The following is a 13,550-nucleotide window of genomic DNA, read 5'->3' as shown; positions in this document are numbered from 1 at the left end:
GAGTCATTTCTCTAAAAAGATGGTCTTGCCAGTTTCTGCTGCAACTCGCGCTGCATCGGCAACTCGGGTTGCATAATAACTGGATTCAACAGGGAGATAAAGGGGTTGGTTGGCGGTGAGATAATCTAAAACAAAAGCTGTATCTTTCGCAAATAAACCGCGCCGACTTCCGACCTCAATGGGAGTTTCTTCCTCGCCTCGGACTAATTTTCCTTCACTCCCGACAAAAATCAATGTTCCTTGATCCCCATGGAGTTCAAAATCACGATTCGGTTGCCAAAATACTTCTCCTTTCCCGTAAATAACATCCGCCAGTAAGCCCGTTTCAAACTGTAATTGGGCATGATTCAAGCAAGCCAAATATTGATCCCGGTTTTCTCTTTCCCAATAGCGGGTATAACAGTTAACGGTGTTGACCTTGCCAAATAAGTCTGTAAAGCGATGAAACCGCGATAGCGCACCACTAAACGGGAAACCAAATAATTGTTTGTGATACGTCCATTTGTCTGGGGCGGGACGTTGCGGGTTAATGGTACTATATCGCGCATAAAAAACATTACCAATTTTAGGCAACCATTCACGAATCGCATTGTGTAGCCCACCGAGTAATTCAATATGCTCCACATGAAGCAATTTGTTTTTTTGCTTTGCTAAGGTGATTAAATATTGGGCTTGTTCGGGGTTGAGGGAAAGGGGATATTCAACAACAACGTGCTTGTCTGCTTCGAGGGCTGCTTGGGCGAGATTCCCATGTTCCGCATTGATGTTGCAAATGACAACCAGATCAAGATCAGGATTGGCAATGAGCTCCTGTGGCGAGTCATATCCCTTGATAGAATAGGTTTGACAGAATGTGTCTCGGCTTTCTGGGCGATGCCCTGCAACTGCAATTACTTCAGCGCGATCGTCTTCTGCAAATGCTTCTGCTCGTCGTTGGGCTGCGAAGCCAGTTCCGATAATACCAATCCGAATCAATTTTGTCATCAGTTCTCGGGGTTAACTCCTAGTAGGTAAATTATTGTACATTTTTTGACTTAGCTTTACTTTTTAGTGGAAAGGGAAATGGCTAAGACCCCTTTCCCTTTCCTAAACGGCTTGCTTTCGCCAATCTGATTTCTCAGTAAAGTGTGCCTCGACAAACTTCTAATCGCTTTTTACATCTGTAACACGACCTTATAAAGCATCGGTACTTAGTTTAATTACAGACCACAGTAGCTAACGGCTGGCGTTCACCGAAAGGTGTGATCACGAAAAGAAGGTAGGTAGCCTTGTATTTTAGGACTTATACCTGAGTCTGCACGCTCGTACCTTTCTAGGTCAACAAAAATCGAACTATGTCAATTAATGTCTAGCTTTTAACGAGCGGATTGAATTGTTATGATAAAGGGGATTAAGAAAGCAATGAGAGTAAACTTAAGAAGTTAAAGATGTCCGCTACTGCTTTACCTCCCAAACTAGACAAAATTGTACAACGTTTCAAACGTCGGAGCGATCCAAAACAGAAATATCAACAGTTGCTTTGGTATGCCAAGAAATTAGAACCGATACCAGAAGAAGCCAAAAATCCCGATAATAAAGTTTCGGGTTGTGTTTCTCAAGTTTATATTACGGCAAGTTTGCAAGATGGTAAAGTCCATTATTTAGGAGATTCTGATGCCCAATTAGTGAAAGGATTAGTTGCCCTTTTAATTGATGGCTTAAATGATTTGCCCCCAGAAGAAATTTTAGAGGTTTCTCCCGACTTTATTGAAGAAACGGGATTAAAAGTTAGCCTCACTCCTTCACGGGCAAATGGCTTTTATAATATCTTCCAAACCATGAAGAAAAAAGCATTAGGATTTAATATGGCGCAATCGAACTAAGCATTTCGATCTATGCTGATCGAGATATGCAGAAAAAAGAGTTGTCTTGTAAAATGTGCTGGACTTCGTTGTTTATTTTGACTACTCAGGTAGATGATTACTGTGTTCAGCACAACCAATCTCAATCATTTTTTTCCATCTTTCCACAGTTTTTTAGAAGCAGATTCTTCTTCTCTGGAAGCTGCGGAATCGATGCTGGAATTACTCGATCAAGTGGATCGATTGACTTCTGGTGAACCCCTAGCGATTGACCCGCTTTATCTGATTTTAGGGGTTCTAGCTCTAGTTTTAATCACGATTATTTTCGTTCTTCCCAAAATTTTGAGTTTTTTGGTTTCTCGTTTTCTTCCTGCTGAATTACGAGAAGCCTATCAACAAATTTTTGCTCCCTATCAAAGATGGATTGTTCTCTCTTTCTTTCTGTCCGTTGGGGATATTGTTTTATTATTAACCCCCGATAAACCCACTTGGTTATATATTAGTGAGTTTTTCTTAGGGGGCGCGATCGCGCTGAATATTTGCTTTTTAGCCTTTACTCTCTTTGACCAATTTTTTGGCGGTTATTTGCTTGATTTAGCCCTGAGAAGTCGCAATAACGTCAACAGTGAACTGTTAGCTTTTATCAAATTTGTTGCGAATGCCCTCATTGTTCTCATTGTTATCTTTATCTTTGCGGAATCCCACCGCTTAAGCATTACTGGGTTAATTGCTAGTATTGGGGTTGGTGGTTTAGCGATCGCGTTTGCCTCCCAAAAAGTTCTCGAACAAGTCTTATGGACGATTCTTCTCTATGTAGATCGTCCGTTTGTCGTCGATGACTATATTCACCTGCAAGATGGCACATTCGGCAGAGTGGAAGCGATCGGCTGGCGTTCCAGTAAAATCCGTCTTTCAGGGAAAGGAACATTAGTGGTTATTCCCAATAGTATGCTCACTCAGATGTCCATTGAGAATCTCTCAGGGGCGCAAAAAATTATTACCCTCCTCAATATTTTCTTCGAGCGCAGCATTCCTGAACAAGAAAAAGCACTGGTTCGCCAGATTATTCTTGACAGTACCAAAGATATTTACGGGATCGACCATCGTTTAACGGAAGTGAACTTCCAAGATACAGGTAACCCCAATAACGGTAAGTCGGGACAAGTGCAAGCACAGGTCACATTCTTTATTCTCGGCGCAGGGTCAATGGCGTTGGAAATTCGGACGCAACTGTTAGATGCTGCGCGACGGAACATTAGTAAACGCCTGAAAGATTACGGAATTGGTTTCCAAATTGATAAGAAACCGATTAATGTTGATTCTCCGATGAATATCTAGTCCACATTTGATGAGTATTGAAGCGTGATGAGTGTCCTTGCTTTTAATCCCTTAGAACGATTATCAGAGGGTTGGAATGTTTCCCAACTCTTTCAATTTGAACCGCCCAGCCAAGATTTTCTCATTATCTTAGGCGTTCGTTTAGCGGGGTTATTAATCTGTATTATCCTTGCCATTCTGGTGAGTCGGGTAACGCCTTCGATTTTACTTTGGTTTACCGCGCGATCGCTGCCTGAAGAAAAATATAAGGAATATAAAAACTTCACCGATCCCTTTCATGATGCCTTTGTCAGAACCCTAACCCTAATTCTGATTGATTTCAGCCTCAATTTTCTCAACGTTTACGAGCAGTTTTACAACATTATTAACTTTGTTGCTGATTTTGCGGTGATGGTGAGTTCAGCTTGGCTGGTGTCGAGAGTGGCAAAACAAGCGATCCGCATTTATGGGGTTAGTCTTCTCAAACGAGTGAGTCAAGAAGTTAACGATCTCATTCTAATTTTTGAAAATACCGTGAATGTAATTATTGGCTTTCTTGCGGTTTTAATTTTTGCTCAAAGTAAAGATTTTAATCTGATTGCCCTCTTAACCGGTTTAGGCATTGGCGGGATCGCGATCGCGTTTGCAGCCCAAGAAGCCCTCTCCCAAATTCTTGCCACCATTGTCATCTATTTAGATCGTCCTTACCTCCCTGGGGAATACGTCCGCATTAACTTCGTTGTCACCCAAGAAGACGTTTATGGACGCATTGAATCCATCGGTTTACGTTCGACTAAACTGCGGATTTCTGTCACCAATACCCTCCTAGTTGTTCCCAACTCCCTCATGGTGACCAAAGACATCGAAAACATCTCTCGGGGAACAAAAGTGATGGTGCTGTTTTACCTCGATTTTGATGAGGTTTTAGAGGAATCAGAACGGGCTTTAGTCGATAAAACGGTTCAAGAAAGTGTCAAAAAAGAACTATTTGGACTGGATCCTGGCAGTACCCAAGTTGCCCTCTTTGAACCTGAAGATAAACCTGGAACTCGCGCTCGCGTTAGCTTGTTTGTCATGGGGTCAAACGAAGAATCCATGATGATTCGGAAACGCTTAGTGGAAATTGCCAATAAATCAATCAGCGATCAATTACAAAAAGAAGGTTTGAAGTTTCAATTTGCAGAACCGACGATTTATGTCGATTCACCTGTCACCCTCTAGATGATTTGAAAAATGGATATTCTAGAAAATTTGCAACAAGCCTTAGCCATTGATGCTGATTGGCAAGGAGAACTCTTAATCTTTGGCACGCGCTTGGGATGGTTTATCTTATTAACCTTACTTGCCGTATTAATCGGACGAACCTTACCTTATTTTCTGCGCTCCTGTTTTCATCGTTTTGCGCCTTCTCCTTGGTATGAACCTTATGAACGTCTCACCACCCCGTTGCGACCGTTACTGATTCGGACGGGAATTCTTGCGGTTACGGCTCATAATATTAATCTCTTTCGCCTTTATCCAGGCTTATATAATTTTTTAAGTTTAGTGGTTTATCTCCCGCTAACCCTTACCCTCGCTTGGTTTTTATCCCGCTTAGTCCGACAGTTAACCCGCTTGTATGGGGTAAAACTCATTCAACGTCTCAATCGGGAAGCCGATGATTTTCTCATTGTTGGGGAAACCGTTGCTAATATTCTTATTGGCTTTTTTGCAGTTTTGTTCTTTGCGAATAGTCAAAGTATTAATCTGATGAGTCTCTTAACTGGGGTTGGGATTGGCGGGGTTGCGGTTGCGTTTGCTGCAAAAGAAGTCTTATCACAAATTGTCGGCAGTATTATTCTTTACTTAGATCGTCCTTTTGTTCCTGGAGAATATGTCCGCGCTAACTTTAATCCCCGAGATGAAGATATTTATGGGCGTGTGGAGTCCATCGGGATTCGTTCCACCAAAATTCGGCTTGCTGCGAAAAATACCCTTTTAATCGCACCTAATTCCCTGATGGTGAGTATGGATGTGGAAAATGTTTCCCGAGCGATGAAAGTGATGATTCTGTTTTACCTTGACTTTTCTAAAGTTTTGAACGCATCAGAATATGCTTTGGTTTATCAGGTCGTGGAGGAGACGTTTCAGCAAGAATTATCTAACCTTGACTCAGGAGGAACACAAATTGCCTTGTTTGAACCTGAAGATCAACCTGGAACTCGCGCCCGCATTAACTTATTTATCAGAGGGGCAAATGAAAAGTCTCTTGATATTCGTAAACGATTAGTTGAAATTGCTAATCAAGCCATTACGGAACAATTACAAGGTGAGGACTTGTACTTTCAATTTGCAGAACCCATGGTTTATGTCGATTCACCTGTCACCCTTTAATATTTGATTAATTATTAGTTAAAAAAATGGATATTGCAGAAATTTTTCAAAGAATCTTTGCTATTGATGAAAACTTTCAAGGGGCACTGATCAACTTTGCTCAGAATCTAGGATGGTTTGTTTTGTTCACCCTACTCGCTATCTTAGCGGGGCGGTTGCTGCCGTCATTTTTCCAGTGGATTATTGATCGCTTTACCCCGAAAGTAATGGCTCAACCGTATGATAAGGTGGTCGCACCGTTACGCGGTTTGATCGTTCGTACTGGTATTTTAATCATTACTGCAATTAATATTAATTGGTTTCAAGAGTATCCAGGATTATATGACTTGTTACAGTTAGTGGTTTATTTTGCCTTAACTGTTAGTGCAGCTTGGCTTTTATCCCGATTGGTACGACAAGTCATTCGGGTTTATGGGGTTACTCTCATTCAAAGCCTCAACAAAGAAGTGGATGATTTTCTGATTGTTGGGGAAACGGTTGCCAATGTTATCATCGGTTTTTTTGCAGTGATTGTCTTTGCTAATAGTCAAAATCTGAACCTAGCCAGTGTTCTGACGGGGGTTGGGATTGGCGGGATTGCAGTTGCTTTTGCTGCTCAAGAAGTTTTATCCCAGATTGTGGGAACAGTTGTGCTGTATTTAGATCGTCCCTATGTTCCGGGTGAATATGTCCGTGCTAACTTTAATCCTGCTGCTGAGGATATTTATGGGCGTGTAGAATCCATTGGCATTCGTTCCACTAAAATTCGACTCGCTGCAACTAATACCCTCTTAATTGTCCCCAATTCACTGATGGCGAGTATGGATGTGGAAAATATTTCTCGGGGAACAAAAGTCATGGCACTCCTCTATTTAGATTTTCCGAAGGTATTGGATGATACAGAACGCGCCTTAGTGGCTCAGGTGTTGGATGCTAGTCTGAATAAGTTATTTGGTGTGGAACCTGGTAGTATTCGCATTGCCACTTTTGAACCTGAAGATCAATCGGGAACTCGCGCACGGGTGAGCTTTTTCTTGCTCAGTTCCAGTAGTAGTTCCTTGAGCCTTCGTAAGCGATTAGTGGAAGTGGCGAACCAAGAAATCCGCAAGCAGTTATCAAACAACCAACTCCAATTTTCCATGGAAGAACCCATGATTTATGTTGATTCGCCTGTGACCAAGTAGGGTTTGCTGAAAACGTTCATCTTGGTTGTGACCAGTAATCAGTGACCAGTGACCAGTAATCAGTGACCAGTAATCAGTGACCAGTGACCAGTGACCAGTAATCAGTGACCAAAGAACTAATGACTAATGACTAATGACTAATGACTAATGACTAATGACTAATGACCAGTGACTAATGACTAATGACCAATGACTAATGACCAATGACTAATGACCAGTGACTAATGACTAATGACCAATGACTAATTATCTTCTTGAGAAGATTCACTTTCAGCAATTTCTTGCTCAATTTCTTCAATTCCCTCGTCAGAATGACTTTCGGAAATAGCGCGAGTACAAACCCAGTTACTCGGTAAAGCTGAGGGCCATCCCATGCGAATGGCTTCGGGACAGATCGTCATAATTGTTAACTGACAATCGATTAGTTGTAAGCCTTCTTTTTCGGCTTGCTTGAGGCTTTGTTTCAAAATTGAGTCATTATTAAATTCAATGGTGCGGTTACATTGAATACAGACGATGTGATGGTGATGATGCGGGTGCGGACGGTTCAGTTCATAATGTTTGTGTCCTTCTGCTAATTCTAATTCTCGCAGAATCCCCATGCGAGTCATGAGTTTTACACTGCGATAAATCGTGGATAAACTGATTTCTTCCCCTCGTTTTTGTAGGAGATGGAAGAGTTCTTCTGCACTGAGATGATGTCCGCGAGGGAGGTTTTGAAAGACATGAAGAATTGTTTCTCGTTGGGGGGTGAGTCGCCAACCGCGAGAGTTGAGTTCTGCTTTCAATGAGGATGAAGTATAGGGTTGCCTGACCATCGTTTTTTGTAGCAATAATTACTATATATTGACAATCATAGTCGTTAATTGGGTTAGTTGCAACAAGTTTTAATTATTGATAACTTACCCACCAATTTGGGACATGGTACGGTTGTAAGTGCCTGTTAGTGTCCCGTTTTCCCGTTCTTTGAAGTTAATTTCTGGTTTGAGTGCGATCAGTTGTGCGACTTGTTCTCGCATTTGCCTAAAATTAGGAGACTGACGTAAATGAGTTTTGAGATCCATTTGTCCAGTTTCGTTGAGTAAACAAGGGCGCAGCCAACCGTCAGCAGATAAACGCATTCGATTGCAGCGATCGCAGAAACATTCCGACATTTGAGAAATAAAGCCCAGTGTGCCTTTTGCTTCTGGAATCTGGAAGACATCTGCTGGACCATTTCCTTTAACAGATGAGGCTTCTAACCCCCATTTTTGGCGAATCTGTTGGCGCAATTCTTCGGAGGGAATCCAAGCGCGATCGTGAAACCAGTCTGAGTTACCAATGGGCATAAATTCAATAAATCGGACGTGCCAATTGCGATCTCGGGTTAATGCAGCTAAATCTAATACTTCTTGATCATTAACGCCTGGAATCACGACAACATTCAGTTTTAAGGGGTTAAAACCAACGCTATGGGCTGCTAAAATTCCCTTCCAAGTTTGTTGCCAACGACTGCGCCCATTATTACCAATAATACTATCAAAGTTTTCTGGGTTGAGAGAGTCTAAACTGATATTAATCCGTCTTAACCCTGCATCATAAAGGGGCTTTGCTAACTTTTCTAAGAGAAAGGCATTGGTACTGAGGGCTAAATCTTGGGTTTCGGGAAGGGCGGTAATTGCTTCTACAATTTCCACCAGATCAGGACGTAAGAGGGGTTCGCCTCCAGTTAAGCGAAATTTATTGAAACCAAGGGGAATAAAGACTTTTTGCAGAAGGGTAATAATTTCTTCTTTTGTCAGGAGATTTTCTTGCAGTAGATAAGTCAGTTCGTCTTCGCTGGGCATACAATACTGACAGCGAAAGTTGCAGCGATCGATTAAACTAATGCGAAGATAATCAATAGTTTGCATAAGGAATTGATATGTTTTGAGCTTCTACCCAATCGGAGCAAGATTGAGGATAAAGTTAAATAAAACCTCTTCTCCGAAAAGGCTTTTTGGTGAGTTTAACACTTCTTTTATGAATCAGTGGGTGCTATTTGCCAATGCAACCCTAGGTCTTGGTTTATTTTTGGAAGATCGGCGCGATCGCGAAATGCCTCGTTTACTCACGCCTTTGAATGATATTCTTTCGGAACAGCCCTTCCTCACTGGCTCAGAATTAACAGTTGCTGATGTTGCTGTTGCGTCTTACCTGTATTTTGCCAAACTGTTATTACCCATTGATTTCAGTGACTATCCTGCTGTTGAGAGTTATCTAGAACGGTTGTCTCAACGTCCTGCTTTTAGAAAAACTCTCGGTCAAAGGTAACATCAAATGGGCTCGTGTTATTGAGCAGAGTTTACTCTAAACATTGATTAGCGGGACGCATGACCGCATTTTCCCGCAGTTGATTGAGATATTGTTCTAAGAGTAAAAGTTGCTCTGGATTGAGGGAATAATAAACCCAACGTCCTTGTTGGCGCGATCGCGCTAACTTGGCTTCTCTTAAAATCCTCAGGTGAAACGATAACTTCGATTGTGAAATCTTAATCTTTTCCCTTATTTCACACACGCATAATTCTTGTTCTTGCAATAAGTCTAAAATCTGCAAACGGATCGGCTCAGATAAGGCTTGAAAGCCAGCCGTAATTAACTTAAAATCAGTTTCTGACTGGGTTAACATTTTTACTAACTAATCCTAAAAATAACTTGATCTGATCATCGCCAGAATTGAGTTTGCTGATATATATTCACTCCAATTTCTAGCATCTCTTTATACAATTTAGCATATAGCAATCCTAAATCAGTTATAAATTTTTAGTTGGAATCCCCCCTTTAATTCCCCCCCTTAGTAAGGGGGGTGGGGTGGGATCGTAATGTTGAGCTAGTTTTTACAAATGAGATCATATTGCTATAGGGACTTGTAGCCAGAGGAGACTCTTGGCTGATTAAGGTCGTTAGCTGCTCTTCTAATTTCCCTAAAAAAGAACGTTGTTTTGACTGGGAAAGTTCATATTTTATTAAAACAAATTCAGTTTAATTTCAGAAAGAATTGCCTGCAACCAGCCCCCATACGCCCCAATAATTAACCCATAAACTCCGAGAAAAAAGGCACTAGAAACTAATAAGCCAAAACTTTTAGACCGCAGTTTTTCTCCTTGATAAATTTCGCTTAAAAAGGCTTCTCGCTGTTGTAAAAATGACATCACGACAGAGAAGTAATTCATAAACTGTCTTCCTCCTTTTGATTGATTTCACTAGCATAAAGGCAAATGGTTACTAATTGGTTAAGAACCGCAAGCAAGCTGTAAACTATTGATACAAAGATGTATTGGAACTCAAACCCGTGAATTTAGACGTTTGGCCAGGAAAACCAAGCCCTTTAGGGGCAACATGGGATGGAGAAGGTGTTAACTTTGCCATCTTTTCGGAAAATGCAACTGAAATTGAACTTTGTTTATTCACTGGACAAGATCATGAAATTCGTCTTCCCTTAAAAGAAGTTCATAATTATGTTTGGCATGGTTATATCCCAGGTTTGCAACCTGGACAACGTTATAATTACCGAGTTCACGGCGACTATCGCCCAAAACAAGGACATCGTTTTAATCGCAAAAAACTATTGCTTGACCCTTATGCTCATGGGATTATGGGAGATATTGGTTATGGTGAAGAAATCTTTGCTTATCCTTGGGATGCAGAAGAAAAAGACTTAGCTTGTTCCAATACCGATGATAGTCATCTGATTCCGAAATGTATTGTTACTAATAACTTTTTTGATTGGGAAGGAGATCAACTTTTACAAACCCCTTGGCACGAAACTATTATCTATGAAGTTCATGTGAAAGGGTTCACCCAACAACACCCTAAAATTCCCCAACATCTGCGGGGGACTTATGCAGGGTTAGCTCATCCCACTGCCATTAATCATCTTAAGTCTTTAGGGATTACAGCAGTGGAATTACTTCCTGTCCATCACTTTTTAGCCTCTCCTGGACATTTAGTGAATAAAGGACTCCGCAACTATTGGGGATATGATTCTGTGGGCTATTTTGCCCCTTATTCAGGTTATAGCGCATCAGGAAGCGGAGGAGAACAGGTAAAAGAGTTTAAGGGGATGGTGAAAGCCCTTCATCAAGCGGGAATTGAAGTAATTCTGGATGTGGTTTATAACCATACGGGAGAAGGGAATCATTTTGGACCGACGGTTTGTTTTCGAGGAATTGATAATTCCGCTTATTATCGGTTAGTGGATGATGACCCGCGCTATTATATGGATTTTACGGGTTGTGGAAATTCCTTGAATGTCCGTCATCCGCAAATTTTAAAGCTCATTATGGATAGTTTACGCTATTGGGTGCAAGAGATGCACGTAGATGGCTTTCGCTTTGATTTAGCCTCTGCGTTGGCGCGAGAATTGTATGAAGTGAATAGTTTGGCTGCTTTCTTTGATATTATTCATCAAGATCCGATTCTTTCCAATGTGAAACTGATTGCAGAACCTTGGGATGTGGGGGAAGGAGGCTATCAGGTGGGAAACTTCCCCTTGTTGTGGTCAGAATGGAATGGGAAATATCGGGATACGGTGCGAGACTTTTGGCGCGGTGAAGAACATACCTTAACTGAGTTTGCGTATCGTTTTACAGGAAGTTCAGACTTATATCAGGCGAATGGAAAACTTCCTCACGCCAGTATTAATTTTATTACCGCCCATGATGGTTTCACGCTGAGGGATTTAGTCAGTTATAACGAAAAGCATAACCATGCTAATGGGGAAAATAACCATGATGGGGAAGATTATAATCGCTCTTGGAATTGGGGGGCGGAAGGCGAAACCGATGATCCTGAAATTCTCCAGCAGCGATCGCGCCAACAAAGAAATTTGATCACCACTCTCATGCTATCCCAAGGGGTTCCCATGCTCCTCGGCGGAGATGAAATGGGACGAACCCAACAGGGAAATAATAACGCCTATTGCCAAGATAATGAACTAACATGGTTTAACTGGGAATTATCCCCAGAAAATGAAGAATTACTTGCCTTTACGAAAGAAATCATTGCCTTCCGCCACCAACATCCCGTTTTTCATCGTCGCAATTGGTTTCAAGGTCGTGCCATTCACGGGTCACAAGTCAGTGACTTAGGATGGTATCATCCCGATGGGAGTTTTGTAACCGAACAACAGTGGCTGGAGAATCAACTAACGAAAGCGATTACCGTATTTTTGAATGGACAAGAATTATCGGCACCGAATCCCCGTGGAAAACGCCTCGTGGATGATAGTTTTCTATTATTCTTTAATAGCGATGATCAACAAAGAGTCTTTATCCTTCCTCAAGCCCTGCAAAAATGGGTTTGGCAAGTGGTGATTGACACCAATCAACCGCAATTATTATCGGGAGAAATCGCTTATACAGGAGAAGAAGAAATTCCCCTCAACCCCTTTTCCTTGCTGGTCTTAAAGTCCCATCAATTTCAGGAATCAATACAATCAATACAATAAAAAGCGAAGTCGCATTTTTGGAAACGAATGGACTATCAAGACATTCAGTCCGTCTTAGAGACAATCATAAGTCGTTGTGAGCAAGGGAAAACTCCCCTTTCCCAACAACAAGCTGAAATTTTGCAACAAGTGCTGATGGAGACATTGACTTCCTCAACCGAGGAACTTCCTAATGATAACAATCCCCTAGACGAACTCACTTCAGACCAACGGGAGGCGCTTTTGGCGTTTATTGTGGAACAGGGAGAACGTCCTTGGAAAGCACGGATTCTCAATGATTGGTTACAAGGGCGTGATTCGGGTAATGTGCAATTTTTACGGGAGGATTATGGTCCGCAATGGCTGAATCGGGTGCAACCTTATCATGTGGCTCAATATTTAGAATACAGCGATCGCGCTGAAAACGTACAATTAAAAGTCGGCGATCGCGTTGAAGTGTCAAACTTACTTTGGGAGTGGGTCCAAGATGATGATCCCGAAAACCAAGACTGGTATCCTTGCACAGTGGTCAGTCTTTCTCAAGGAGAATACAACGGTCATCGCTATCAAAACTGTACCATCCGCTTCGATAATGGTGCAGAATGGGAAATTCCAGGAATCTATCAATGGAATCGCTACTACTGGCGTTTAGCCCAAAGCAGCTATTGACCGCGATTCAATGTAAAAAACTCTTGCAGTCACGCCAACAATCGTCCCTTTTAATCCGATAATTTGAGATGGAGATTGAATAAGGAGACTCAACAATGATGATGAAAGCGCAGGACATTATGACCGAAGATGTCGTCAAAATCAAAGGCTCTGCGCCGATCGTAGAAGCGGTTCAACTGATGAGAGAGAAACAAATTCGTTGTTTAATTGTTGACCGCCGTCGGGAGGGGGATGCTTATGGCATTATTACTGAAACGGATGTTGTCAATAAGGTAACCGCTTATGGGAAAGACCCGAAAAAGGTTAGAGTTTATGAGGTGATGACCAAGCCGTGTATTGTCATTAATCCAGATTTAGGTGTGGAATATGTAGCTCGCTTATTTGCACAAACTCATATTCATCATGCGCCTGTTATTCGCGGTGAATTGTTAGGCTTAGTTTCCACTTCTGATATTCTCCATAAAGGAGATTTTGTTGAAAATCCGAAAGAGAACTTCTTAGAAAAAGAAATCGAAGAAGCCATTGCTCAAGCTCGTCAAGTCTGTGCGGAAAAAGGAGCAACCTCTAAAGAGTGTGCTGTGGCTTGGGATATTGTTGAAGAGTTGCAAGCAGAAGCAGCGCACCAAAAAGCAGAGAAACCCCCAAAAACGGCGTTTGAAGAATATCTGGAAGAAAACCCCGAAGCAGCAGAAGCCAGAATGTACGAGTTGTAATCGTTATCGCACAACGCGCTAGGTAACA

General features: G+C 41.8%; 14 protein-coding genes. 9 read left to right on the top strand and 5 right to left on the bottom strand.

The annotated features are described in order from the left end of the window. Positions 1-3: 3 nt before the first annotated feature. Complete coding sequence (locus PCC7418_RS18190; protein WP_015227653.1) at positions 4-984, bottom strand: Gfo/Idh/MocA family protein; 981 nt, start codon at positions 982-984, stop codon at positions 4-6. A gap of 443 nt (positions 985-1,427) precedes the next feature. Between PCC7418_RS18190 and PCC7418_RS18185 the strand changes: the two genes are divergently transcribed. The 5 genes from PCC7418_RS18185 (at position 1,428) to PCC7418_RS18165 (ending at position 6,694) form a co-directional block, all read left to right on the top strand. Next, a complete protein-coding gene (locus tag PCC7418_RS18185; protein WP_015227652.1) occupies positions 1,428-1,862 on the top strand; it encodes a SufE family protein in 435 nt (144 codons plus the stop codon). Between the two features lie 93 nt (positions 1,863-1,955). Further along, on the top strand, positions 1,956-3,179 hold the full coding sequence (locus PCC7418_RS18180; RefSeq protein WP_015227651.1) for a mechanosensitive ion channel family protein: 1,224 nt from the start codon (positions 1,956-1,958) through the stop codon (positions 3,177-3,179). Positions 3,180-3,206: 27 nt separating this feature from the next. After that, positions 3,207-4,379, top strand: coding sequence for a mechanosensitive ion channel family protein (locus PCC7418_RS18175; protein ID WP_015227650.1), 1,173 nt, complete (start codon positions 3,207-3,209; stop codon positions 4,377-4,379). Between the two features lie 12 nt (positions 4,380-4,391). Beyond that, positions 4,392-5,531: a mechanosensitive ion channel family protein gene (locus PCC7418_RS18170; protein ID WP_015227649.1), complete on the top strand. Its 1,140-nt coding sequence runs from the start codon at positions 4,392-4,394 to the stop codon at positions 5,529-5,531. 26 nt (positions 5,532-5,557) lie between these two features. After that, on the top strand, positions 5,558-6,694 hold the full coding sequence (locus tag PCC7418_RS18165) for a mechanosensitive ion channel family protein (RefSeq protein ID WP_015227648.1): 1,137 nt from the start codon (positions 5,558-5,560) through the stop codon (positions 6,692-6,694). 242 nt (positions 6,695-6,936) lie between these two features. Here PCC7418_RS18165 and PCC7418_RS18160 read toward each other — a convergent pair whose 3' ends face one another. Beyond that, the gene (locus PCC7418_RS18160; RefSeq protein ID WP_015227647.1) at positions 6,937-7,512 is read right to left on the bottom strand and encodes a transcriptional repressor; all 576 of its coding nucleotides are present in this window, start codon (positions 7,510-7,512) and stop codon (positions 6,937-6,939) included. Positions 7,513-7,596: 84 nt separating this feature from the next. Continuing rightward, complete coding sequence (gene moaA, locus PCC7418_RS18155) at positions 7,597-8,586, bottom strand: GTP 3',8-cyclase MoaA (protein ID WP_015227646.1); 990 nt, start codon at positions 8,584-8,586, stop codon at positions 7,597-7,599. 109 nt (positions 8,587-8,695) lie between these two features. Between moaA and PCC7418_RS18150 the strand changes: the two genes are divergently transcribed. Beyond that, on the top strand, positions 8,696-8,986 hold the full coding sequence (locus PCC7418_RS18150) for a glutathione S-transferase family protein (RefSeq protein WP_083885423.1): 291 nt from the start codon (positions 8,696-8,698) through the stop codon (positions 8,984-8,986). Positions 8,987-9,017: 31 nt separating this feature from the next. Here PCC7418_RS18150 and PCC7418_RS18145 read toward each other — a convergent pair whose 3' ends face one another. Beyond that, complete coding sequence (locus PCC7418_RS18145; RefSeq protein ID WP_015227645.1) at positions 9,018-9,341, bottom strand: metalloregulator ArsR/SmtB family transcription factor; 324 nt, start codon at positions 9,339-9,341, stop codon at positions 9,018-9,020. A 337-nt stretch (positions 9,342-9,678) separates the two neighbouring features. After that, positions 9,679-9,885 (bottom strand): hypothetical protein, encoded by a 207-nt coding sequence (locus PCC7418_RS18140; RefSeq protein ID WP_015227644.1) that lies wholly within the window; start codon positions 9,883-9,885, stop codon positions 9,679-9,681. 119 nt (positions 9,886-10,004) lie between these two features. Here PCC7418_RS18140 and glgX point away from each other — a divergent pair, with 119 nt between their 5' ends. The 3 genes from glgX (at position 10,005) to PCC7418_RS18125 (ending at position 13,522) form a co-directional block, all read left to right on the top strand. Continuing rightward, entirely contained in the window at positions 10,005-12,161 is a 2,157-nt protein-coding gene (glgX, locus tag PCC7418_RS18135) for a glycogen debranching protein GlgX (protein ID WP_015227643.1), read from the top strand. A 27-nt stretch (positions 12,162-12,188) separates the two neighbouring features. Beyond that, positions 12,189-12,809 carry a hypothetical protein gene (locus PCC7418_RS18130; RefSeq protein WP_015227642.1) on the top strand — a complete coding sequence of 207 codons (621 nt, stop codon included), beginning with the start codon at positions 12,189-12,191 and terminating at the stop codon, positions 12,807-12,809. 95 nt (positions 12,810-12,904) lie between these two features. Beyond that, the gene (locus PCC7418_RS18125; protein ID WP_015227641.1) at positions 12,905-13,522 is read left to right on the top strand and encodes a CP12 domain-containing protein; all 618 of its coding nucleotides are present in this window, start codon (positions 12,905-12,907) and stop codon (positions 13,520-13,522) included. Positions 13,523-13,550: the final 28 nt, after the last annotated feature.

This window comes from Halothece sp. PCC 7418 (assembly GCF_000317635.1).
Lineage (GTDB): Bacteria > Cyanobacteriota > Cyanobacteriia > Cyanobacteriales > Rubidibacteraceae > Halothece.
Note: the sequence above shows the minus strand (reverse complement) of the source record. Positions and strands in the feature narration are given on the sequence as shown.